The sequence below is a fragment of the Xanthomonas sp. WHRI 6106 genome (assembly GCF_040202405.1).
GTDB classification, from domain to species: Bacteria; Pseudomonadota; Gammaproteobacteria; order Xanthomonadales; family Xanthomonadaceae; genus Xanthomonas; species Xanthomonas cannabis.
Genome location: NZ_JBEGFC010000001.1, coordinates 131,591 through 155,632, shown reverse-complemented (window position 1 = coordinate 155,632; position 24,042 = coordinate 131,591). Strand labels below are relative to the sequence as shown.

At 65.2% G+C, this 24,042-nt stretch carries 14 protein-coding genes; 2 read left to right on the top strand and 12 right to left on the bottom strand.

Annotation, left to right across the window (positions count from 1 at the left end; all coding sequences use genetic code 11):
* Positions 1-61: 61 nt before the first annotated feature.
* From pilH to ABQZ09_RS00765, 3 genes are all read right to left on the bottom strand, one after another.
* Positions 62-448 carry a twitching motility response regulator PilH gene (pilH, locus tag ABQZ09_RS00775; RefSeq protein WP_039407238.1) on the bottom strand — a complete coding sequence of 129 codons (387 nt, stop codon included), beginning with the start codon at positions 446-448 and terminating at the stop codon, positions 62-64.
* Positions 449-1,279: 831 nt separating this feature from the next.
* Positions 1,280-2,176, bottom strand: coding sequence for a DnaJ C-terminal domain-containing protein (locus ABQZ09_RS00770; protein ID WP_039407969.1), 897 nt, complete (start codon positions 2,174-2,176; stop codon positions 1,280-1,282).
* A 397-nt stretch (positions 2,177-2,573) separates the two neighbouring features.
* Positions 2,574-3,050 carry an Hsp20/alpha crystallin family protein gene (locus ABQZ09_RS00765; protein ID WP_349775856.1) on the bottom strand — a complete coding sequence of 159 codons (477 nt, stop codon included), beginning with the start codon at positions 3,048-3,050 and terminating at the stop codon, positions 2,574-2,576.
* A gap of 163 nt (positions 3,051-3,213) precedes the next feature.
* On the opposite strand from ABQZ09_RS00765, the gene ABQZ09_RS00760 reads away from it, so the two are divergent.
* Positions 3,214-3,696 carry a peroxiredoxin gene (locus tag ABQZ09_RS00760; RefSeq protein WP_039407975.1) on the top strand — a complete coding sequence of 161 codons (483 nt, stop codon included), beginning with the start codon at positions 3,214-3,216 and terminating at the stop codon, positions 3,694-3,696.
* A 41-nt stretch (positions 3,697-3,737) separates the two neighbouring features.
* Positions 3,738-4,298, top strand: a complete 561-nt coding sequence (locus ABQZ09_RS00755; RefSeq protein WP_349775855.1) for a ferritin-like domain-containing protein — start codon at positions 3,738-3,740, stop codon at positions 4,296-4,298.
* A 462-nt stretch (positions 4,299-4,760) separates the two neighbouring features.
* Here ABQZ09_RS00755 and pbpC read toward each other — a convergent pair whose 3' ends face one another.
* The 9 genes from pbpC to ABQZ09_RS00710 form a co-directional block, all read right to left on the bottom strand.
* Positions 4,761-7,181, bottom strand: a complete 2,421-nt coding sequence (gene pbpC, locus ABQZ09_RS00750) for a penicillin-binding protein 1C (RefSeq protein WP_503018261.1) — start codon at positions 7,179-7,181, stop codon at positions 4,761-4,763.
* A 386-nt stretch (positions 7,182-7,567) separates the two neighbouring features.
* Positions 7,568-8,515 (bottom strand): glycerophosphodiester phosphodiesterase family protein, encoded by a 948-nt coding sequence (locus ABQZ09_RS00745; protein ID WP_349775853.1) that lies wholly within the window; start codon positions 8,513-8,515, stop codon positions 7,568-7,570.
* Between the two features lie 187 nt (positions 8,516-8,702).
* Complete coding sequence (locus ABQZ09_RS00740; RefSeq protein WP_349775852.1) at positions 8,703-11,765, bottom strand: TonB-dependent receptor; 3,063 nt, start codon at positions 11,763-11,765, stop codon at positions 8,703-8,705.
* Between the two features lie 674 nt (positions 11,766-12,439).
* On the bottom strand, positions 12,440-17,317 hold the full coding sequence (locus ABQZ09_RS00735) for an alpha-2-macroglobulin family protein (RefSeq protein ID WP_503018387.1): 4,878 nt from the start codon (positions 17,315-17,317) through the stop codon (positions 12,440-12,442).
* A gap of 1,054 nt (positions 17,318-18,371) precedes the next feature.
* Entirely contained in the window at positions 18,372-19,367 is a 996-nt protein-coding gene (locus ABQZ09_RS00730) for a nucleoside hydrolase (RefSeq protein WP_266103843.1), read from the bottom strand.
* A 75-nt stretch (positions 19,368-19,442) separates the two neighbouring features.
* Positions 19,443-21,659: a TonB-dependent receptor gene (locus tag ABQZ09_RS00725; protein WP_349775850.1), complete on the bottom strand. Its 2,217-nt coding sequence runs from the start codon at positions 21,657-21,659 to the stop codon at positions 19,443-19,445.
* A gap of 473 nt (positions 21,660-22,132) precedes the next feature.
* Positions 22,133-23,332 (bottom strand): 2-methylaconitate cis-trans isomerase PrpF, encoded by a 1,200-nt coding sequence (gene prpF / locus ABQZ09_RS00720; protein ID WP_349775849.1) that lies wholly within the window; start codon positions 23,330-23,332, stop codon positions 22,133-22,135.
* 89 nt (positions 23,333-23,421) lie between these two features.
* On the bottom strand, positions 23,422-23,739 hold the full coding sequence (locus ABQZ09_RS00715; RefSeq protein ID WP_349775848.1) for a type II toxin-antitoxin system RelE/ParE family toxin: 318 nt from the start codon (positions 23,737-23,739) through the stop codon (positions 23,422-23,424).
* Positions 23,736-23,978: a type II toxin-antitoxin system ParD family antitoxin gene (locus tag ABQZ09_RS00710; protein WP_349775847.1), complete on the bottom strand. Its 243-nt coding sequence runs from the start codon at positions 23,976-23,978 to the stop codon at positions 23,736-23,738. The genes ABQZ09_RS00715 and ABQZ09_RS00710 overlap by 4 nt, the downstream gene beginning before the upstream one ends.
* Positions 23,979-24,042 lie beyond the last annotated feature (64 nt).

Here is a 24,042-nt window from a genome sequence, read left to right as displayed (position 1 = left end):
ACGCCACGGTAGTGCGGCAACGGCCGCAGGTGCTGCACACGCGGCGCGGCACCCCGCGCGATCACGCCGTCGGCGATTCGTCCTTCTGGTTGAACACGCGCTCCATCACCTCCAGCAGTTCGTCTTCGGAAAACGGCTTGGTGATGTAGGCGCGGGCGCCCTGGCGCATGCCCCACATGCGGTCGGTGTCCTGGTCCTTGGTGGTCACCAGGATCACCGGGATGTGCTGGGTGGTGGGCTCGCGCTTGAGCGTGCGCGTGGCCTGGAAGCCGTTGAGGTTGGGCATGACCACGTCCATCAGCACCAGATCCGGCAGCGACTCCTTGGCCGCTTCCACGCCAGCGGCGCCATCGGTGGCGGTGATGGTCTCGTGCCCGAGCTTCTCGACGATGCGCTGAATCCCCAGCAGCTGCGACGGCGAGTCGTCGACGATCAAAATGCGTGCCATGTGTTTCCCCTAGTGTGCGCGGCGAGTGTAGTGCGCCGGCTGCGCTTTCGATAGCTGGGCCAGGTGGGTGGTTGGTGGTTGGTGGTTGGTGGTTGGTGGTTGGTGGTTGGTGGTTGGTGGTTGGTGGTTGGTGGTTTGCGAAGGTTGCGACATGCAGTGGACTGACGCGCAGTCGTTCTTTGTAGGCGGCTGCCGGAGTACTACGTCGGCCAAGGCACGGTTGGATTCAAGGCAGCACGACGGACAGCGACGCTGATCCCCTTCTCCTATCGGGACATTGCCCTCCTGCATGGGGGAGAAGGTGGCGCGCAGCGCCGGATGAGGTGCGGCTGCGGCTCGATGGCGCAGGTCGAGGTCGACTGCCGCATTGCTGACCTACGTACCCTCACCCCAACCCCTCTCCCGCAGGGAGAGGGGCTTATGCCTTCTTCTCCCCCACGAGGAGAGGGACGTGCATCCTTCTCCCACCGGGAGAAGGTGGCGCGCAGCGCCGGATGAGGGTGCGGCTGCGATTCGATGGCGCAGTTCGAGGGCGACTGCCGCATCGCTGACCTACCGTACCCTCACCCCAACCCCTCTCCCGCAGGAGAGGGGCTTATCCTTCTTCTCCCCCACGAGGAGAGGGACGTGCACCCTTCTCCCACCGGAAGTAGGTGGCGCGCAGCGCCGGATGAGGGTGCGGCTGCGGCTCGATGGCGCAGGTCGAGGTCGACTGCCACATTGCTGACCTACCGTGCCCTCACCCCAACCCCTCTCCCGCAGGGAGAGCGGCTTATTTTCTGCACCCACCGGGAGAGGGGCCAGGTCACACGCGCACTCGTGCGGACCGGCTCACACCGTCTCGCCAAATGCCTTGGCGAGATTACGGTACGCCTTCTTCTGCGCGTCGTCGGTGGGAGCCGGGGCCAGGATCTCCAGCTCCACGATCTGATCGCCCGGGGTCGTGCCCGGCAGGCCACGGCCGCGCAGGCGCAGCTTGCGGCCAGCGTCCGAGTCGGCGGGCACCTTCAGTTCCACCGAGCCGCCCAGGGTCGGCACGCTGATGGTGGTGCCCAGCGCTGCCTGCCAGGGCATGACCTGCAGGGTGTACAGAATGTTGCGCCCGTCCACCTCGAACTGCGGGTGCGCGGCGTACTCGATCTCCAGCAGCAGGTTGCCGCCGCCGTTGCCCTGCCCGCTCAGGCGGATCACCTGACCCGGCTGCACGCCCTTGGGCACGCGCACGTCCAGCTGCTTGCCGTTGATGGTGATGCGCACGCTGTCACCCGAATGCACCGCTTCCAGCGGTACCGCGAGTTTGGCGCGGGTGTCGCCGCGCGCCTGTGGGCCGGCACCTGCGCCCGCACCGGCACCCGGGCCGCGCGGACGGCCACCGCGTTGGCCGGCGAACAGGCTCTCGAAGAAATCGCTGAAACCGCCACCGGCGCCGCCGTTGCCGAACACCTCTTCATAGTCGAAGCCCTGCCCGCCACCATAGCTGGGCGGGGCCTGGAACTCGTCGCCCGGGCGATACCCCTGCGCCTTCAACTGATCGTAGGCCTTGCGCTTGGCCGGGTCGCGCAATGCCTCGTAGGCTTCGTTGATCGCCTTGAACTTGTCCTCGGCGCCGGCTTCCTTGCTGACGTCGGGGTGGTACTTGCGCGCCAACCGGCGATAGGCGGTCTTGATTTCCGCATCGCCCGCGCTGGGCTCCACGCCCAGCGTTGCGTAGTAATCCTTGAATTCCATCTAATCACCTCTGGAAAAAAAACGGCCCGCAGCCGAGGCCACGAGCCAGTTCGAGGGCGGGCATTCCCGTAGGACAGCCATGGATGGCGCAGCTGGCGAAACGTGGCGGGTACATGCCGTACCCGCCACTGCAACACCAGCCGCACCCGCATGACGGTCACGCAACGGGGTTGCTGGCCGATCTCTTCGCAGCCGGGCGGGCGACCGCGCCTATTCTACGGCGCGGTCGTCGCCGGGGAGCGAAGTCAGGTGACATCGCTCCAGGGTCCGCTGCCTCGCAGCGGTGCGCCACCTGCACGGCCGGTGGTCGCCGGAGGGCCGAAGGCTGGGCGCACCGACGCTCAAACCAAACCGGCGACTCACCTGGCAACTACATCAGCGCAACCGCTGCGCGCGCTTACTGCACGGTGCCGCCACTGGTGTCCTGCCCGTTGCCCACCTGAATGCGACGCGGGGTGGCCGCCGGACGCTTGGGAATGCGGATTTCCAGCACACCGTTATGCCCGGCTGCGGTGATGCCGTCGGCATCGGCGCTATCGGGCAGCGCGAAGCGGCGGTGGAAGCTGCCGTAGCGGCGCTCGATACGCGAGAAACGCTCGGTCTCGGTGCTGGACTCGCCCTTGCGCTCGCCCTTGATCGACAGAATGCCCTTGTCCATCTGCACCTCGATCTGGCTGGGGTCGATCCCCGGCAGGTCGGCATACAGCACGAAGTGATTGGCCTCTTCCTTGATGTCCACACGCGGCACCCACTGCGCGGTCACCACCGCCGATTCGTCGGTTTCGCCGTTCTGTTCGAAGAAGCGGTCGAACACATGCTTGATCTCGTTTTGCAGGGCGTGGGTGGGCCACTGGGGATAACGAACGATGTTCATTGCGAGCCTCCAAAAGGTTGGGTAAGGGGCCGGCGGCGGCGGCATGCGCACACCGCGCCGGCCATGTGCGTCAGATAGGCGTCGCGCTGCGGATTTCAAGCGCGTTGACGCGCCTTTCCCCTGCCCTTTTCTAGAATTCGTTCAGCCACAGGAGCACAGCCCCATGACCATCGCCGTTGGTGACAGCATTCCCGAAGTGGTGCTCAAGCGCATGCGCGAAGGCATCGAGGCGGTCGACACCCATACCTTGTTTGCCGGCCGCAAGGTGCTGCTGTTCGCGGTGCCGGGCGCATTCACGCCGACCTGTTCGGCCAAGCACCTGCCGGGCTACGTGGAGCACTTCGAAGCGTTCCGCAAACGCGGTATCGAAGTACTGTGCACCGCCGTCAACGACCCGTTCGTGATGCAGGCCTGGGGCCGCAGCCAGTTGCTACCCGACGGCCTGCATCTGCTGCCCGACGGCAATGCCGAACTTGCCCGCGCCCTGGGCCTGGAAATCGACGCGAGCGGCTCGGGCATGGGCCTGCGTTCGCGTCGCTACGCGCTGTATGCCGACGATGGCGTGGTCAAGGCCTTGTTCGTCGAAGAGCCCGGTGAATTCAAGGTGTCTGCAGCCGATTACGTGCTGCAGCACCTGCCCGATTGAAGCGTAAGTCCCCCGTCCACTCAGAAGGAAAACGGCCAGCCATGTCTGATCAGCCAGCCAGCACCACCCCCGCCGGTATCACCGACACCGCCACCCTGCGCGCCCGCGCACGCCAGAGTATCGAAGACGGCGCCATCACCGAGAGCTACCATGCCGATCGCGAAAAGGTGATCGAGTTGCTCAACACCGCGCTCGCCACCGAATACGTGTGCACCTTGCGCTACTACCGCCATTACTTCATGGCCAAGGGCATGTTGGCCGATGCGGTCAAGAGCGAATTCCTGGAGCACGCGCAGCAGGAACAGGCGCACGCGCACAAGCTTGCCGAGCGCATCGTGCAACTGGGCGGCGAACCAGACCTCAACCCGGACACCCTGACCGAGCGTTCGCACGCCGAATACAAGGAAGGCACCGACCTGCGCGACATGGTCAAGGAAAACCTGATCGCCGAGCGCATCGCCATCGACAGCTACCGCGAGATGATCGATTTCATCGGCGACAAGGACACCACCACCAAGCGCATCCTGGAAAGCATCCTGGCCCAGGAAGAAGAGCACGCCGACGAGTTCGCCGACATGCTGGAAGGCTGGATTGGCGAATGAGGTGATCGGTGTGGTGCTGCGCACCGCATGCATCAAGCGCGCGGGCAGTGTCTATCATTTGCACGTGACTGCAACCGCGATGCGCTACGTCATGCCAGATGACTGCAGCGGCATGACGCGAACACCACGACAGCGATGACGAAACAGACAGGGCGCCACGTGCGCCCTGTCTGTTTTCGGCGCATTACGCACGACAACGCAACCGCGTCAGCAAGTCACAAGATCGATACGCAGTGCTTCTCGTAGGATCGGGTTGGCCGGGCTACCCCCGAAACAGCGATACGGACGAATCCGGTGCCACACACGTTGCGCAGACGTCATCAGCGAACGATGCAGCAGACTCGCGATACCCACCGCTTCTCGTAGGAGCGCCCTTGGGCGCGACGGGCCTTACCGGTAACGCCCGTCGCCCCCCGGGCGCTCCTACATGTCAGCTGGCAATCGATCACGCTGGTGCGGCGCTCAGCGCAATACGCGAAACCGCAGTTGCGTCCAGGCGCCGTCGCTGGCCATGGCGGTCAGCGTGTGCGCACCTGTCTCGGCAAAGTTGCGCTGGAATGCCTGGCGCCCGCTGGTCTGCGCGATCCAGCGGCCGTCCAGCAGCCAGTCGATGCGCGCCTCGCTGCCCAGTGCGCGCAGCTGCAGGCGCACCGGACGTGCGGTGTCGTTGGCGCGCGCCAGGGTGGCGCGGTCGGTCAGGCCGTCGATCCGCAGCACGCCGCCGCCAGTCATGCGCCCATCCGGCAGGCAGTCCGGCGCCAGTGGCGGCAGTTGCGCGGCGTGACGTTCTGCGGCGCTGAGCCAGGGTGACACCAGTGCCGGCCAGCGCGCCAATGCACGCGCCGCACGCGCGTGCGGCTGGGTGCATTCCTGTGACAGGCGCAGGCCGCTGCGCGCGTCCACCTCGAACTGCAGCTGCCCGCTTTGCCACAGACGTGCATCGCGCTCGGCAAAGGTGGGCGGCACCGCGCCGTCGAGCGCGTAGGCGTCGGCACGGCGCGCGCACAAGGGCGGTGGCGTCTGGTCAGCCGCACCACCCAGTGGCCAGCAGATCTGCACGGGCTGCACCGTGGCCGGCATCGGCAGCGGCGCACTGTCGCCGGCACTGCGCGGCAAGGCATCGATGACTTCGAACATCAATGGCAACGCAGTCACCGCGCCGTACTGGCCGGGCAACGGCGTGCCATCCGGCCGCCCCACCCACACGCCCACGGTGTAACGCCGCGTGCCACCGATCGCCCAGGCATCGCGGTAGCCATAGCTGGTACCGGTCTTCCACGCCACGCCCGGACGCGCTGCGGTATCGAAGGTGCCGCTGCCGTAGCCAGGGCGCGGATTGCTCTGCAGGATCTCGCGCACGATCCAGGCCGCGCCCGGCGACATCAGCCGGCGCTCGATGCGCGCATCGCCCGGCGTATAGCGCACACGCCCGGCGATGCCGCCGCGATTGAGCGCGGCGAATGCGCCCACCAGTTCCTGCAATTGCGCGCCGGTGCCACCCAGGATCACGGCCAGCGACGGCGTACTGCCACGCGGGAAATGCAGGGCGATGCCGGCATTGCCCAATCGCGCGGCAAAGCGCGCCGGGCCGATGCGATCGAGCAGATCCACTGCCGGCACGTTCAACGACAAGCGCAATGCCGTGGCTGCGCTCACCGGGCCATTGAAGGCTGCATCGAAGTTGCCCGGCCGGTAGTCGCCAAAGCTCTGCGGCGCGTCTACCAGCAGGCTCTCCGAGTGGATCAGGCCATCGTCCAGCGCCATGCCGTACAGGAACGGCTTGAGCGTGGAGCCGGGCGAGCGCCAGGCCTGCACCATGTCCACATGCCCCAGCCGCTGACGATCGCCGAAGCTGGCCGAGCCGACATAGGCGCGCACTTCCATGCTGGCGTTGTCCACCACCAGCAAGGCTGCCGAGGTGCGCTCGGGCAGCTGCGAAAAATACGTGGCCACGCGCTCTTCCAGCGTGCGCTGCAACTCCACATCCAGCGTGGTCACGATGCGCGCCGCGCGTGGCTGCGCGCTGTGCAGGCGCTGGGCAAGCAAGGCCGCATGCAACGGCGGCTTGAGCGAGCGCGTGACCACCGGCTCGATACGCGCATCGTCCACCTGCGCGCGCGACCACACGCCCAGCTCCACCATGCGATCGAGCACCTTGTCGCGCGCACGTTGCGCCGCTTCCGGGTGACGGTCCGGCCGCAGCCGGCTGGGCGATTGCGGCAGCACCGCCAGCAACGCGGCTTCGGCCTGCGACAACGCTTTCGCCGGTTTACCCAGATACGCCCAGCTGGCCGCTTCCACGCCTTCGATGGTGCCCCCGTAGGGCGCGCGTTCCAGGTACAGGTTGAGAATCTCGCGCTTGCTCAGGTGCGCTTCCAGCTGCAATGCGCGCAACAGCTGCTTGGCCTTGCCCCACGGCGTGCGCGTGTGCGGGTCCAGAATGCGCGCCACCTGCATGGTCAGCGTGGAGCCGCCGGACACGATGCGGCCCTGCGCGATCCACTGCCCGCCGGCACGCAGCAGACCCCACGGATTGACGCCGGGATGGCGCCAGAACCAGCGGTCTTCGTAATTGAGCAATGCCTGCAGATACAGCGGCGATACGCTCTGCGGCGTGGCCGGATAGCGCCACACGCCATTGCGGTCGGCAAACGCACGTAACGGCGTGCCGTCGCGCGCAACCACCAGGGTGGAGGTGTCGCGGGATTTGGGCAACGGCAACGGGAAGGCCAGGTCGAGCAGCAGCAGGACGCTCAGCAGGGCAGCCGCACTCAAGCGCAGCCACCGCAGCCAGCGGCGCCCGTCGCGAGCCTGATGGTTCGGCGCTTGCGGGTGCGCCTGCGTCCGATCCATCCCTGTTTGTGCCTGCGGCTGTTCATCCATCGCGCAAAGCATGCAGGGCAAAACGCGTTTCGGCCACTGCTATGCGCCCGGGCCCGGCGTCTTGGCGCGATCAGCTGCACGACAGCCGGACAAGCTACTGGCCCAAGGGCCAGGCGCAAACCCTGAGCGACAGGTGGATATCCTTGCGCTCAACCGTCTGATCTTATCCGTGGCCGCCGCATGAAGTGCCTGCAACGATCAGGCCACTCACACCGAAGGGCGTGGTCGGCGCCCATCGGTAGCAGCACGCATTGCCGGTAAGCAATGGCAATGCCTACAAATACAGTGCGGTTGACGTAAGGTATCGGTCGTTGCGTTGTTGATGCACCGCGCGCCGTGCTACACCTGGTTGCTACCGCGCGGGACGGCCGCCTGGTCGCTTCCGCTCAGCGCTTTTCCAAGCTGGCGCGATAGCGCAACAAGGCTTCCGGCGCATCGGTCTGGATGATCGACACGCCATCGCGGTACATCCGGCCCCACACCTTGTCCGGGTCGCGCTCGGCATCGGCGTCGCCACCGTAGCCGGCGATAAAGCCATCCCACAGCGAATTGACCATCAGCCGCACATTGCGTGCCTTGCTCACCGCCACCAATGCCGGTAATTGCGCTGCAGCCATCTTGGGCAACTCGAACGCCATCGGACGCGCATTGCGGGCCTGTGCGGTGGCAATGGCGGCCAGGTCGGCGTTGTCGTCCGCATTGATCAGGATCGGGAAGAAGTACACGGTGTCGAACGGCACCATTGCTGCCAGCGGTGGCGTGGCGATGCCAGCCTCGGCCTTGACGATCACCTGATGCTGCATGCCGGCGCGCGCGACCGCATCGATCACTTGCACATAGATCGCATCCTTGACGTCCAGGTTGAGCAGGATGTGCCCTTTGGCCTTGGCAAGCATCTGGTCGAGCGTGACCACGCGCTGGTCGGTGAGCGGTGCCTGTGCGCCACCTTCATCGCTGCGCAGGCGCAGTTTTTGCAGGTCGCTCAGCGCGAGCTCGGACAGCTTGCCGGTGCCGTCGGTGGTGCGGTCCACGGTGGCATCGTGCAGCATTACCAGCGTGCCATCGGCCGCGCGCCGCACATCGGTTTCCATCACATCGGCCCCGATTGCGATGCAGCGCTCCAGTGCCGCAAGCGAGTTCTCCGGTACGGTATCCGTGAAGCCGTGCTGTGGTGCGGCGACATGACAGCCGCGGTGCGCCACCACCACGATGCCGCCTTGCGGGTTGGCCAGGCGTGCCTGGATCGCGGCGACGCCCGCAGGCGCTGCGCTCGCAGTGGTTACCAGGGCAGCGCACAGCACGGCGGTGAGGATGGCAATGGAACGTGGTGTCATTCGAACAACTCCAATCAGGTGACTTGCAAAACCACTGTGCGGCGCAGCTGCATTGCCGCGTGGCGTGCTCGCCGCTGCAGATGCAGATGCGGACGAGGTGTGTAGGTTGTAGTGATGCGCTTCTGGATGGCAGCACTCCGACGGGATGGCACAGCTCTACAACGTTGCCAACGCAAACTGACCGCGCTTACAACGCCGGCGTAAACCGCAGACCCACCCAGTAGGTGGTGGGCACCGAATAACTGTCCTTGAGCAGATTCTGCCCCGGGCCGGTCACGCTGGTGATACGGCTGTGGGTGATGTTGCTGACCTGGCCGATCAGGCTCAATTGCTTGCTGACCGCATAGGTGGCAGTGAAATCTAGCTGCGAGCGCGGCGACCAATACAGGTCCTGCCAATCGATGTTGCTGACGATGGACCGCAATGCCTTGCCTTGCCGGTTGTAGGCCGCACGCAACTCCAGCCCGCCGGTGTTGTAGAACAGCGTGGCATTGGCGGTGTAGTCGGGCTGACCGACCAGATTGTCGAGTTTGCGCTCGCGCTGGGTCAGGCTGCTGCCGCTACCAACGCTGTAAGGCACATCCAGGCGACCATCGAGCACCGCGACATTGGCGCTGAAGCCGACACCGCTCAACCACGGCGCGATGGGCGCCAGCGTATTGACGATGCCGTTGAGCTCCACGCCGCGAATACGCGCCTTGGCCGCATTGGCTGGCGTGCTGATCAACGCATTCGCGTAAGTGGTGCCATCGAAAGTGAAGCTGTCGGTGCGCGAGAGCGTAAAGATCTCGTCCTGGATGCGCTTGTCGAACACGGCAGCGGACGCGAAGGCATCGAAGTCGCCGGGCAGGCGCCATTCCAGCGAAAGATCCAGGTTGTTGGACACGCGCGGCTTGATGTCCGGGTTGCCGATGGTGACAGTGACGCCCTGCGCATTCGGGTTGCCGGCATCTGCCGTGTTGACGAAGCCGATCGAGGTGCGCGCCGCATAGGCATCGTACGGTGGGCGGCCCAGCGTGCGGCTTGCACCGGCGCGCAGGTCCAGTGCGTCGGTCAGGTGATAGGTCATGATGGCCGACGGCAACAGGTAGTCGTAGTCCGCGCTGGTTGGGTTATCGACGTACACGTAGCGATTGCTTGCTGCATCCAGCTGCCGCTGGCGGCCGACCGTGTCGAGCCTGGTGCTGTCGAAATGCACGCCTGCCTGCACGTTGAAGCGGTCACTGCGATAGCTGACCAGGCCGTAGCTGCCGAAGGTTTTTTCGGTATGACTAAAGTTGTCCTGATTGCTGAAGGCCTGCTGGTCGGTACTATTGAACGCGCTCAGCGGCGTGGCGGCCAGCACGCGATTGGCCTTGTTCGGGTCGATGCTCAGCAGGTTCAAACCGGCGTAGCGCATCGGCGCCCTGCCGGTGCCGACCACATCGGCCAGGCCGAACGCGGGCGCCGTCGTGTTGGGCTGATACTCGACACGAAAGATATCGTAGGACGGCTTGTCGGTGGTGTACGACACGCCCGCCGCGAAACCGACGCCCTGATCGCTTTCCCCTTGATTGAAGCCGTAATCGAGCCGGCCGGTGAGGATGCGATCGGCCGCGGTGCGCTTATAGTCCGGGCGCCAGTACGACAGGCTGTAGTTGTCGAGGGTGTTGTACGCCTGCGGCGATACCGCGAAGCGTTGATCGAAGCCGGAGGTGTCGTAGTTGAACGCATAATTTGGCGTGGCATTGATGGTCACGCCACTGCCGGTCTGGCCCACCAGCACTGGCGCGGCGCGACTGATGCCGGTGGCGTACTTGATCATGCGGATCGGCTCGTCGTAGGTCGCATCGGACCATGCACCGCGCGCGGAAAACTGCTGCCGATCGGTGGGCCGCCAGATGGTGCCCAGCTGCGCGACCTTGGTGCGCGTGGTGACGATTTGGTTCGAGTAACCCACCTCGATGTCGCCACCCGGATAACTGCCGGAGGTGGCAGTCTGATTGAATACCTGGTTGCGGTTGCGCGGGTCGATGATGACCTCGTTGCGCTCCATGTCGTCCTTGAAATAGTAGTAGCCGGCCATCGCATACGCTTCGAGCGCGGCACTGGGTCGCATCTCGAACTTGCCGGTGACGCCGTAGCGGTCGCGCTGGTTTTGCACGTACCAATACTTGTCCTGCTGCGGCACTGCCCAGCCATTGCCGAGATTGGCGCCGGTCTGCAGCACGCCGTTGTTGTCGTAGAACCCGTAATGCACTGTGTCGGTGGTCATGTGGGTTTCGGTGTAACTGCTCAGGCTCTGGTAATTGGCCGACAGGGTGAACCCGTACTGCTGCTCGCTGCCGAAGGTGCGGCTGCCGGTGGCGTTCAAGCGATAACCGGGGTCGTCCTGATCGCGCGGTTTGCCTACATCGTTGGCGTGGCCTAGCGCCGCCTCGGCGCTGAAGAACGGCTTGCCGCCGTTTTCGAATGCGCTGCGGGTCTTGAGATTGATTGCACCGCCGGTGGCATTGGGATCCAGGTCGGGGGTGAACGTCTTGACCACCTGCAACTCGCTGACCATCGAGGCGGGCAGCAAATCCAGACGCACGCCGCGGGTGATCGAACCGAGCGTCCCGTTCGGCGTACCGGGCGAGGCGATGGTCAGTCCGTCAATGGTGACGTTGTTATACGACGGCCCCAGGCCACGCAATACCGGCGTGGCGGCTTCATCGCGGGGATGCTCGTTGTCGGTGGCCGGCAACACCGACAGGCCGGGCACGCGGCGCAACGCTTCGACGATGGTGCTGTCGGGCAAGGCGCGTACGTCGGTGGCGCTGATCACATCGGCGATGTTGGTCGCCGCACGCTTGCTCTCCACCGCCGCCGCATTGGCGCGGCGCACGCCGGTGACCTGCATTGCATCGAGGGTTTGTACGCCTGATGCGGTGGTGGGCGGTCTGTCGGCGTTGGTTGCATCGTCTTGTATCGATGACGACGATGCAGGGTCTCTGGAATCTGCAGAGGCATCTGCTGACACCGAAGAGCCTTGCATTGCGGGCGCAATCCCCGCACCGGACGTGGTTGCCTCGCCATTCTCGGTTGTCGCTGTAACTGCGCTTGCCGATGCGCTCCTGGCCGTGGCCATCGCCGCAGAAGACGTCTGAGACGAGGCGTCGACTGCAATCGCTGCGCGCTCGTTGGCGGATGCCTGCGAGGCAGGCGAACAGGCCGCGATGGCCACGGCGAGAACGGACAGGTGCACACGGAACGAATCGGAGCGCTGCATGGAATCCCGTAAGTCGCGCAGCAATCACGCCGCGCCGATGAGAAAGCACGCCACCGTAGCCCGTAAAAATGACCCCTGCGTGTCGGCCGCATCGCACCGAAAAGACAGCGCGCAGCGATGTCGCCGCGTGCGAAGCAAGAGCTCAGCACTTACCTAGAACTCGGCGATCGCAATAAAAACCCCTCTCCCACCAGGAGAGGGGTTGGGGTGAGGGTACGGGGCAAAGCCACTCATGTCTTTCCAAACACAAGGGGCTTCGTACGTACCCTCATCCGCCCCTGCGGGGCACCTTCTCCCAGCGGGAGAAGGGTAGCTTCAGCGATCGGACATCGCCCCTCTCCCACCGGGAGAGGGGTTGGGGTGAGGGTACGGGGCAAAGCCATTCATGTCGTTCCAAAACACACGGGGCTTCGCACGTACCCTCATCCGCCCCTGCGGGGCACCTTCTCCCAACGGGAGAAGCGCAGCTTCAGCGATCGGACATCGCCCCTCTCCCACCGGGAGAGGGGTTGGGGTGAGGGTACGGGGCAAAGCCACTCATGCCGTTCCAAACACACGGGGCTTCGCACGCACCCTCATCCGCCCCTGCGGGGCACCTTCTCCCAACGGGAGAAGGGTAACTTCAGCGGCCGGCCATCCTTCTTCTCCCGACGGGAGAAGGAGCAACGCATCACCTACGGCTGCACCACCGTCATCGTGGCCGGCGTGCTGCGGCCCACGCCACGCAGCTCGGGGCGGTACATGTCTTCCACCAGCGATGGCGGCACCGTGTACGTACCCGGCGAGACTGCGCGCACCAGGTAGTACACCTGCGCCTTGCTGCCCGAGGACAGCGCCAGCGCGGCCACATAGCGGTCGTCGCGGAACTCTTCGTGCTTGACGTCGGCGGCGCTGGAACGCTCGCTGATGCCGATGCCGTCCACCACCACGTCGGCCCACTGTTTGGCATCGCCGAGATTGAAATTCTCGATCTCCAGCCCGGCCGGCAACAGGTCGGTGAGCAGGGCGTCGGGCATGTTGCTGTTGGCGGTGATGGTGACGCGCACGATCAACGCTTCGCCTTCCTTCAAGGCCTGCGGTGTCCACGGCTTGCCGTCAGTGGTGTACCAGCTGCGCTCCACGCTGAGATGGCGCGTGTCCGGTTCCGGTGCGCTGCGCGGGATGCCGGCCACTTCCAGGCTGGCATACATCGGGGCTTCGCCCTGCGGTGCGAACTGCACCCCACGCGCCAGCGCGGCGCTATCGAAGCTGCGCCCGAACAAACGTGCGGGGGCGATCTGCTGTGCATCGCCGCCGACCGTCAGCGTGCCGGACACCTGCTTCCCCTGCCCCACCATCAGCGCCTTGCCCAGGCGCGCCAGGGCGACCTGTTCCTGCGTGCTCAGCCACAGCCAGCCGGTGGCGCGACGTGCGTCCAGCGCGCGCCCGAGGGCCACCGCACGGGTGTCATACTCGGGCTTGGACAAGCCACGCTCGTGCAGCAACGCCATCATCAGTGCGTCGTCGCGGATCGCGCTGCCGTAATCACCGAAATACGGCGGCCGCTCGCTGCTGTCCTTGGCAAAGCCGGCCTTGATTGCCGCATCGCCGCGCTTGGTGTCGCCCTGCAGCGACAACGCCACACCCAGGTGCACCAGCGACAGACCGGTCAGCGCCTTGTCGCGCTGGTTGTCGTACAGCGCGCGCAAGGTGCCCAGCGGGGCGCGATTGACGCGCGCCAGGACATAGCCCGACCAGGCCTGATTGGCGAACTTCAAGTTGTCGCGGCGGTCCTGCCCGTAGAACTCGTTGCCGCCGGACAACAGGTCTTCGCTCAAACGATTGAGCGCCTTCTGCAGCACGTTGTCGGGCACCGCAAAGCCGGCGTCCTTGGCATCGAGCAGGAACTCGGCGATATACGGCGTCAGCCCCGGGTTGACGTAGCCATCGTCGCCCCACATCGAAAAATGCCCGCTGGCGATCTGCATCGACGCCAGCCGGCCGAACGCGCCTTCCATGCGCTCGCGGCGCTTGGCCGCTTCCAATCCCTTGGTACCCAGCGCCCTGGCGGTGGCATCGTCGAGCAACAGCGCCGCGTAGCCCTTGCTGGTGGTCTGCTCGGCGCATCCGTACGGGTACTCCAACGCGCCTTGCAGGGCGCTGGCGAACGGAATCGGCGGCAGCGGGCTGACCACCATGCGTGCGGTCACCGACCCGGCCATCAGGCCATCGGCGAAGCTGTTGTCCAGGGCGATCGGCGCCAGCGGGTCGAGCACACGCGTCTGCGCACGCAACACCTGCGGCCAGCCGGCACGTACCGGCAGCTCGTAGCTGCGGTCGGCCTTGAAGCCGTTGCCATCCACGCGCACACGCACCTTGGCCACGCTATAGCCTTCGGTGGCGCTCAGCGGAAAGCTCAACGTCTGCTTGGCGTCCACAGCCAGCTTGACGCTGCGCGCCGCCTCGGCGATGGCGAGCGGGCCGATGCCTTCCACACGCACGTTGAACTCGCCCGGTTTGCCGGTGAAGTTCTGCACGTCCAGCGTCACCGTGCTGCGGTCGCCCGGGGCCATCACCCGCGGCATGCTGGCCTCGGCCAGGATCGGCGCGCGCACGATGGTTTCCATGTCGCGGTTGCCGTAACGCGTGTCCGAATACACCAATGCCGACACCCGCAAGGTGCCGTTGAAATCCGGCACCGGTAGTTGCACGCGTGCGTTGCCCTTGGCATCGAGTGTCACCGAGCCGGAGAACAGGTCCACGGTCTGTACGCGCGCGGTCGGGCGCTTGGCCTGCGGCAAGGCTTCCAGTGCCATGTCGCCGCCAAACTTGAGCTTGCCGCTGGCGCCTTCGAAGCTTTCGATCACCCGCCCGTAGATGTCATAGGCATCGGTGCCCAGGCGGCGCTGCGCGAAGAACTGCGCGTTGGCATCGGGCACCGGGAAACGGGTGATGTTGAGGATGCCCACGTCCACTGCCGAAATGGTCACGTGCGCGGCCTTGCCGGCCAGCTCGGGCACGCTCACCGTCACCGGCAGGGGTTGCTCGGGGCGCATCTGTTTGGGTGCGGACAAGCCCACCGCCACACGCCGTGCCTTGCGATCCATCGGCACATGCGCCACGCCCACCGCACGCGCGGGGGTGATCTTGCTCGGCGCGGTGCCGCCGCGGAACACCAGCGCGGTGACATAGACGTCGTGCCGCTCCCAGGCTTCCGTGACCGGGAGTTCAAACGTGCTGCCCGGCTTGACGTCGATGTCCTGCACGTACAGCAGCTTGTCGCTTTCCACCAGCAGCACGCCCTTGCCGGCATGTGGCGGGGTCAGCGTCACCTTGAGCGTGTCGCCGGCGCGGTAGCCGGTCTTGTCCAGCGCCAGCTTGACCTTGTCCGGGCGCGCGTCCAGGCCGCGGTTTTCATCGTTCCAGCTCCAGCCCGCACGGAACGGGTAACGTGTGGTCAGCCCGCTCGCCGGGTCGAACACGTCCAGGCGGTATTCGCCCCACTCCACCGGGAAATCGATCTTGGCATTGGCGCTGCCCACGTCCAGCGTGCGCGTGTCCTTGTTCTCGAAGCGGCGGGTGAAGTCGTAATCCCAATGGTTGTCGGTGTAGTTCCAGTGGTAGTCGCGCAGCTCGCGCACCAGGGTGGCTTTCAACCCCTTGGCCGGCTGCGGTTTGCCATCGGCATCCACGCGGGTGATTTCGAAACGCGCATTGCTGTTGGCGTCGGCACCATCGGCGTCGTCGAACAAGGGGCGCACACCGACCAGCGCCTTGGCCGGCCACAGCACCCGCTTGAGGGTGCGGGTGACGGTACGCCCGCCGGTTTCGTACACGCTGCCGGAGACCACTGCCGCAATCGTGCTGACCGGCTTGGCCTCGGCCGGCAACGCGATGTCTTCGCGCAGGATGCCGTCGCTGCCGAACTCGGTATCGATCACATCCTTGGCTTCGCGCGGCAGTTCCAGCGTCGGGTCGCCGAAGAACCAGCCCGGCAACGATTCGAGCGGATGCTGCTCCACGCTGACAGCCAGCTTGGCGGTGAAACGGTTGCCATCGGCCGGTGCGCCGTACAAGTACGCGGCATTGGCCACCAGCTTGAACGGCTGCCCGGCGCCCAGGGTCTTTTGCGTGCTGTCCAGGTCCAGCTTCATGCGCTCGGGCAGGAACTCTTCCACACGCACGGTCATGCCCTGCACAGCGTCCTTGCTGGCCGGGTCGGTGCGGAATTCCACCTGCCAGCGGCCAGTCGGCGCATCGGCCGGAATCTGCTGGGTGAACTCGAAATAGCCCTGCTCGCCGGGCTGCAGTTTGGTCTCGCGAAACGTCTTGCCGTCCGGTTGTTTCAGACGCAGGAACACCGGCTGCGGCTTGGTCGGCTTGCCGTCGTTGTCGCGCAGGATCGCCGAGACACGCATGGTCTCACCGGGGCGATACAGATCGCGACCTGCCCAGGCAAACACGTCGAACCACGCGCTCTGGCGCCCGGCCACGGCGAACTCGCTCAGATCCAATGCCGGCTGATTGAATGGCAGCAACGACACATCGGTCTTGCTGCGCGCGGTCAGCACATGGCCGGCATCAAGCGTGTAGTTGAGCAATGCGTTGCCGTTGCCGTCGGTGGCACCTTTCAGGAACAGCTCGCCCTTGGCATCGAGGATGCGCAGTTCCACGTTCTTGATCGGCTCGCCGCTCTGCAACGAGGCGGTGTGCACGAACAGCTTGTCCTTGTAGGCACGCGTGTGCAGGCCAATGTCGCTGACGGTGAAGAATGCGGTATCGAATTCGTTTTCGAAACTGCCGGCACGCTTCATCACCGCGAAGTACAGGCCCGGCTCCTGCAGCTCCTTGATGTCCTGCGTGGGCAGGTAGGTCAGCACACGCTCGTTCTGCTTGCCGCCCAAAATAAAACGGTTGACGTAGACCGGGTCGGCCAGCTTGGACAGCGGCTCGTTGCCGCTGTATTCGCTTTCCAGATCCCAGCTGCCGCGGCGACCGCCGCGCTGGAACTGCTGGAAGAACGCCGGCAGCGACTTCTCGCGCACGCGCAGGAACTCCACGTCCACTTCCGGCACGTTGACCGACACCACCGGCAGGCCGCGGCTTTCGCGCGCCGGCAACACGCTGCCTTGCGAAGCGAACCCGGCCACAGGCTTGAGTTCGCCGGTGTAGACCTTCTGCTTGAGCGGCTTGCCCAGGCGGCTGCCGTCGGCGGCCAGCAAATTGGCGTCGATCAGCACCGTGTAGTCCTTGGCGGCCTCCACATACGGGTAGCGCAGCGTCTTGCCGTCCTCGGACAGCGACCAACTGCTGTCGCCGGTACCGACCTTTTCTTCGAAGCGCACCAGCGCGTCGAAATCCTGCGTGCCCACCAACGGCCGCGAGAACTCCAGCGCCAGCGACAGCCCATCGCTGGTCTGGTCGGGATAGGCACGCGCCAGCGCGAAGCCGGTAATGGCCTGCTTGTCGGCCTTGATCGCCTCGCCGCTGGCGGCAGGCAACTGGCCGCTTTCGTTGCGCTTGCAGGCCACCGCGCCAATCGTCACCGTGAGCAATACCACCCACAGCAACATGCGCCGCGTGCCCGACGCCCTCATCCCTGATTCCCGGCTGTCCATTCGTGCTATCCCATGACTGAGACGACCAGTATAGCGACGCACCCGCACGCGCTGCGCGGCGCATGGGCATCACCCCCGTGGCGCTGCGCGCCATGTGTCTTGCAGTGGCCTCGGGCAAGGACTCCTGGCGCCTGCTGGATCGGCTGCGCGCAGGCAAGCTGGAGACTGGATGCGCCTGTGGTGGGCTGGCGGGGATGTCCTCAACAGCCCCTCATCCGCCCTTCGGGCACCTTCTCCCGCACGCGGGAGAAGGAGTTCCGGGGCTGGATGGACTAGGTCTGGGCCGCCAGCGTGATGCTTGGCACCGCGCGTTGAGTCGCCGTACCCATGCAAGCGATGTACATACCTGTTCGTCGGCTCGCCTGCTACGTACCCGCGGAGCTGTTTCGACACTTGAGCGGTGCTAGTACCACCAAGAAGCTCGTCGACACCCCCTCTCCCGCTAGTGGGAAAAGTGCCCGAGGATAGATGAGGGGCGGCTCACGCCATTACGAACGCGCACACCAGCCGTACCACCAACACCATGAAGCACAAGCCGTTCCTTCTCCCGTCAACGGGAGAAGGTGCCCGAAGGGCGGACGAGGGACGGCTCACTCCATTACGAACGCTCCCACCAGCCGTGCCACCAATGCCATGAACCTCAAGCCGTACCTTCTCCTGTCAACGGGAGAAGGTGCCCGAAGGGCGGATGAGGGACGGCTCACGCCATTGCGAACGCTCACAACAGCTGTGTCGCCAACACCATGAAGCTCAAGCCGTACCTTCTCCCGTCAACGGAAGAAGGTGCCCGAAGGGCGGATGAGGGACGGTTCATGCCAACACGAACGCGCACACCAGCCGTGCCACCAAGGCCATGAAGCTCAAGCCGTTCCTTCTCCCGTCAACGGGAGAAGGTGCCCGAAGGGCGGATGAGGGGCGGTTCGCGCCGCTGCCCCAGACCAATGACCCGGCGCAGGACCGACAGCACAACCTACCCAAGCGCCTTGCTGGCAACGCCGCGGCACGCGTCTCAGCGCAGCAGCTGGCGCATGTACACCGCAGTGAACGCCGGCTTGTCCAGACGCAGGCACGCCTGCACGTTCGGTATGCCTGGCCCTTCGCGCGTATAACCCTGTGCATCCACATCCAGATGCAGCGGCTTGGTCTGGCACAGCGCCGGATGTAGCAGCCAGGCGACCGGTACCGCGTCGAACACCGTCGGTGTGGCATTGGCCCAGGGCTGGTCGGTGTTGCGCCACTGGTAGTACAGCTGGGTGAGCGCATCGGTGAGTCCATCGCCATGCGCGAACAAGGCGATACGCTCGGGTTCTTCCAGCGTGATCTGCGTAGCGTCCAGCGGCAGCAACACGATCGGCACGCCGGCCGCGAACACGCGTTGCGCCGCCTGCACATCGGAGAGGATGTTGTACTCCGGCGCCGGTGCGCTGGCCGGCCGATAGGCAGACTTGCCGTAACCCACCCGCACCGAGCCGCCCATCGCCACGATGCGCTTGAGCTTGGCAAAGCCGGCCGGGTCGCGCTGCTGCGCCAACGCCGCATCGGTCATCGGCCCCAGCACCAGCAAGGTGACCTCGCCCGGATGCCGGCGCGCCTGCTGCAGGATCATGGCCGCCGCATCCGGCAGCTTGCCGGCCAGCTGCCCCTTGGCGGCCCAGCGTGCCTGGCTGAAGGGAATGGTGCTGGTGGTGCGCGCGCCCACCGCCAATGGAATCTCGCTTCGCCCGGCCTGCTGCAACAAGCGCTGCAACAGCTGCGCACGCAACGTGGTGTCGCCCCATGCCGATGCGATGCCCAGCACCTGCAACTGCGGGCTGCGCAATAGCAGCCCCAGCGCAAACGCATCGTCGATGTCGTCGCCGATATCGGTGGAAACCACCAGCAGCTCGGTGGCCGCGGGCGGTTGCGTGGCCCGCGCTGTCGTCGCCGCAGCCGCCTGCCCCTGCGCCACGGCAGCCGCACAGCACAACACAGCAATCAACCACGCATTTCGAATGATCCGCCGCATGCATCTACTCCTGCCGCCATAAAAAACCGCCGGCATGATAGCCGGCGGTTCGATGGTGCTACACCGCAACGCCGATCAGAAGTTGGCGCGGAACTGCGCACCCACGATGCGCGGGTCGTTGATGAAGCCGGTGAGGTTGTTGAAGTCGATCGCACCGGTCACGCGGATCTGGTTGGTGCAGTTGCGGCAGAACACCGACAACTCGTACGCACCCGCGCCCCAGTTGTAACCGATCTTGGCGCCGCCCTCGACCAGCGGCTGGCCGGTGAACTCACGCGAGTCGTACAGGAAGAAGTTCACTTCGCTGCGGTAGGACCAGTCGGTGTAGAAGAACAGCTCGCCGTCGTTGCCCATCGGGATGCCGTAACGCAGCGTGGCGTTGGCCATCCACTTGGCCGCCTGCGGCAGGTCGTTGCCGTCGATCAGCGCGCGGCCGGCCGCGTTGAGCGGGTCGGTCACGGTGCAGCTGCGGCACACGCCCACCGACAGGCTCGGGTCGTCGATGCGGGTCCAGTTGTAGGCGCCGCCGGCGGTGACGCGCAGGTTCTGGGTGATCAACGCTTCGAAGTCGAACTCGGCACCGCGCGCCTTGGTCTTGTCGGCGTTGAGCAGGCGCACGTCGTTGGACGCGCCGCCCACTGCGGTGAGCTGCTGGTTCTTGACGCGGAAATCGTAGATGTCGAAGCTCAGGCGTGCACGGTTGTCGAACAGATCCGACTTGATGCCGACCTCGAACGAATCCACGGTCTCCGGCTCGGCCACGGTCAGCGGCGCGGTGCCCGAGGGCACGCCGAAACTGGCGCCGCGGAAACCGCGTGCCGCACGGGCATACACGTTGACGTCGTCGCTGATCGAGAACGTGGCGGCCAGGTCGCCGGTGACCTTGGAGTTGTCGGTCTCGCCGCTGGACGGCTCCACCAGCGTGACGCGGTCCAGCGCCAGCACGTCGAAGGTCTTCTTGTCGTAGGTGTAGCGGATACCGGCGCGCAGGTTCAGGCGGTCGGTGGCCGCGTAGTTCAGCGAGCCGAATGCCGCCCACGAGGTGTTGCGCTGGCGGGTCAGCTGGTAGCTGGCCAGGTCGCCGCCGCTGAAGGTGTTGTAGGTGTAGTTTTCGCCTTCCACATCGTCGTGGAAGTAGTAGAGGCCGGCCTGCCAGTTGAGCGGGCCCTCGTACTGCGATTCGGCACGCACTTCCTGGCTGTACTGGTCCAGGCTCTTGATGCCGCCGGCGGTTTCCACCGGGAACGGAATGACGCCCGGGCCGGACGGCGGTGCGAACACCGCGCCGAAGCCGCCGTCGATGTCGCCGCGGCTGTAGTACTTGCCGATGCCCTCGTACGCGGTGATCGAGTGCAACGCAATGTCGCCCAGGTCCCAGGTCAGGTTGGCGCTGCCACCGTAGGTCTGCAGTTCCTGGTTGTTGGCGCCGTCGATGAAGGATTTTTCTTCGTCGAAGCCATCCACCAGCTGGTTGGTGCCGGGCTGGATGATGTTGGCGCGGAACAGCCGCGCAGTGCCGTCCAGATGGCGCGCATGCGCGTTGAACAACGCGCTGAAATCGTCGCTGGCCTGGTACAGCAGCTGCAGACGCACGGCCGAATCGGTATAGCCTTCCAGGTCGCGGCCGTCGCGGTTTTCCACCCAATCGTCGCGGCGCTGGCCCAAGGTGGACAGACGCGCTGCCCAATGGTCGCCCATCGCGATGCTCAGGCCGCTTTCCAGGGTCATGGTGCCGTAGGTGCCGTACGACAGGCTGGCGTAGCCGTCGTTGGCGCCGATGGTCGGCTTGACCGAATTGAACTTGACCACGCCGGCCGGCGTATTGCGGCCGAACAGCGTGCCCTGCGGGCCGCGCAGCACTTCCAGGCCTTCCAGATCGAAGATCGGGAAGCCCTTCAAAAACGCGTTTTCCTGCACCACGTCGTCATAGATCAGCGACACCGGCTGCGACGCGTAGGTGTTGAAGTCGGTGTTGCCGTAGCCGCGGATGTACACGCGCGGGAACACACGGCCGTTGGACGATTCGATGTTGAGGCTCGGCGCCTTGCCGGCCAGCACGCGGATGTCCGAGCCGCTGGTGGAGATGGCATCGAGAAATTCCGGGCGCAGCACGCTGGCGGAAACCGGCACATCCTTGGAATCTTCCGAGCGACGCTCGACCGTCACCTTGACCGCATCCAGACGCACGACACCGTCGTCGCCGGGAGCCTGCTGCGCGGCAGCGTGGAGCGGGAGGAAAGACGCGACGGCAGCGGCAAGCGCGCTGATCTTGAGCGACCGGCTGGCTGACATGGGAAGACTCCGAATTCTGGTGGCGGGGCGGCCTGGCCTGCATGCCGCGGTGCAACAGAATTAACACGATTTACACAAATATGGCAGAGCCCGTACGAAAAAGTTTCCATAATTCGCATTAGCGTTCTAATTAATGCAACACGGGCGTGCAATTTGTGCGTCGGAGCCCTGTCAGTCTCAAAGGCGGTCCGTGGCCGGCAACTGCCAACTTCGGCATCCACATGGTCGGCTACACAGGTCGCGACCCAGGCGCATCGCTAAGAGCTGGCCTGGCGTGACAAGACGTCAGGGACGCGCCCCTGCACCAGCACCTTACCGATTCGCAAGCGCACCCGCCGCGCCATCGCGACACTCGACCCGGACGGCGCACCGAGCTCCTGGACATGACAACTACGGCGCAGACCTACTCAGCCGCGTTGTCCATCCCGAACATGCGCACCTGCCGCAAGCACACCACCCGTGCCAGGTTCTGCTCAGTCGCGTTCGGCGATGCCGCCGGGCACCCGCACCCAACCCTCCATCAGCACCCGCGCACTGCGGCTCATCAACGCCTTGGTCACCTGCCACTGCCCATCGACCTGTATTGCCTCGGCGCCCACGCGCAAGGTGCCGGACGGATGCCCGAAGCGCACCGCCGAGCGGGCCGCGCCGCCGGCCGCCAGGTTGACCAAGGTGCCCGGCACCGCCGCAGCAGTGCCAATCGCCACCGCTGCGGTGCCCATCATCGCGTGGTGCAACTTGCCCATCGACATCGCACGCACCAGCAGATCGATCTCGGCCGCGTGCACCGGCTTGCCGCTGGAGGCGGTGTAGTCGGCCGGCGGCGCCACGAAGGCGACCTTGGGCGTGTGTTGCCGCGTCGCGGCGTCTTCTATCTTTGCAATCAAGCCCATCCGCACCGCACCGTGTGCGCGCAGCGTTTCGAACATGGTCAACGCCCGCGGGTCGCCATTGATGGCCTCCTGCAACTCGGTGCCGGTGTAGCCCAGATCGCGCGCATTGACGAAGATGGTCGGAATGCCCGCATTGATCAGCGTGGCATCCAGCGTGCCCAGCCCGGGAATCTCCAATCGATCGATGAGATTGCCGGTGGGGAACATCGCCCCACCCTCGCCTTCGGCGTCATCGGCCGGGTCGAGAAATTCCAGCTGCACCTCGGCCGCCGGAAAGGTCACGCCATCCAGTTCGAAGTCGCCGGTTTCCTGCACCAGCCCATCGGTCATCGGCACATGCGCCACGATCGTCTTGCCGATATTGGCCTGCCAGATCCGCACCGTGGCCATGCCATCGCGCGGAACGCGTGTGGCGTCGATCAATCCGCTGGCAATCGCGAACGGCCCCACCGCTGCGGAAAGGTTACCGCAGTTGCCACTCCAATCCACGAACGCGCTATCGATGGACACCTGCCCGAACAGATAGTCCACATCGTGCCCATCACGCGTACTGGCAGAGACGATCACACTCTTGCTGGTGCTCGAGGTCGCCCCGCCCATGCCATCGATCTGCTTGGCATACGGATCCGGGCTGCCGATCACCCGCAGCAACAGCGCATCGCGTGCACCGCCCGGCTGCTGTGCGGCCTCGGGCAGATCCTGCAAACGGAAAAACACGCCCTTGCTGGTGCCGCCACGCATGTAGGTGGCGGGGATACGGAGTTGGGGGAGATGGGTCATGGGTTGGTCTATCTCGGTTGAGCGTCAGTGCAGCAACAATGCGCCATCTGCGGCATTGGCAAGGCCCTGCGCGAAAGACGTCGAGCCACTCAGGTGTCGTCGCGCATCCATGCTGGAATATCGCGCTGCATCTGCAGTACACGCCAGATGACGACGTCTGCATCGCGTTCGATATAGAAAATCAAATAGGGAAAACCCTTGAGCGGCCACACGCGCAGATGCTGCAGCTTCAGTAGTACCGCATGTCGGCTCGAACCGACTCCAGGGTGCCGCATCAGGGTTTTGACCGCCACTTCCAGCGCGTCGGTAAACGCCAATTCCACTGCGAGCCCAGCCTGTTCGCCGTACCACGCAGCGGCTTCATCCACGTCACGCAGCGCCAACGGACGCCAGCGCGCCGGCTTCACTTGCCCGCAGCGCGTACCTGCGCGCGCTCACGCATGGCCTCAAAGAAATCCGGCTCGATCGCAACCGCCGGACCTGAGTTAGCTCCGTCCAGCAGCAGCCCACGCAGCTGTTCCACATCGCGTTGTTTGCGGATCAGTTCGCGCAGGTATTCGCTGCTGGAACCGTAGGCATGCTCCAGCACCTGTTGATCGACGAACTGCTTGAGTTCGTCAGGCAAAGAGATGTTCATGGTGGCCATGCAGCCTCCTGATGGCAAAGATTGCCAAAGTGTGCGCGCCGGGCCGGGCGGGTGCAAGCGGGCG

Bases quoted from the DNA above. Each gene is read 5' to 3' on its own strand.
- ABQZ09_RS00755 (WP_349775855.1), top strand. From the start codon at position 3,738: ATGTCTGATCAGCCAGCCAGCACCACCCCCGCCGGTATCACCGACACC.
- ABQZ09_RS00725 (WP_349775850.1), bottom strand. From the start codon at position 21,659: ATGTCAGCCAGCCGGTCGCTCAAGATCAGCGCGCTTGCCGCTGCCGTC.
- ABQZ09_RS00765 (WP_349775856.1), bottom strand. From the start codon at position 3,050: ATGAACATCGTTCGTTATCCCCAGTGGCCCACCCACGCCCTGCAAAAC.
- ABQZ09_RS00745 (WP_349775853.1), bottom strand. From the start codon at position 8,515: ATGACACCACGTTCCATTGCCATCCTCACCGCCGTGCTGTGCGCTGCC.
- ABQZ09_RS00760 (WP_039407975.1), top strand. From the start codon at position 3,214: ATGACCATCGCCGTTGGTGACAGCATTCCCGAAGTGGTGCTCAAGCGC.
- prpF (WP_349775849.1), bottom strand. From the start codon at position 23,332: ATGACCCATCTCCCCCAACTCCGTATCCCCGCCACCTACATGCGTGGC.
- ABQZ09_RS00730 (WP_266103843.1), bottom strand. From the start codon at position 19,367: ATGCGGCGGATCATTCGAAATGCGTGGTTGATTGCTGTGTTGTGCTGT.
- ABQZ09_RS00770 (WP_039407969.1), bottom strand. From the start codon at position 2,176: ATGGAATTCAAGGATTACTACGCAACGCTGGGCGTGGAGCCCAGCGCG.
- pilH (WP_039407238.1), bottom strand. From the start codon at position 448: ATGGCACGCATTTTGATCGTCGACGACTCGCCGTCGCAGCTGCTGGGG.
- ABQZ09_RS00710 (WP_349775847.1), bottom strand. From the start codon at position 23,978: ATGGCCACCATGAACATCTCTTTGCCTGACGAACTCAAGCAGTTCGTC.
- ABQZ09_RS00740 (WP_349775852.1), bottom strand. From the start codon at position 11,765: ATGCAGCGCTCCGATTCGTTCCGTGTGCACCTGTCCGTTCTCGCCGTG.
- ABQZ09_RS00735 (WP_503018387.1), bottom strand. From the start codon at position 17,317: ATGTTGCTGTGGGTGGTATTGCTCACGGTGACGATTGGCGCGGTGGCC.
- pbpC (WP_503018261.1), bottom strand. From the start codon at position 7,181: ATGGATGAACAGCCGCAGGCACAAACAGGGATGGATCGGACGCAGGCG.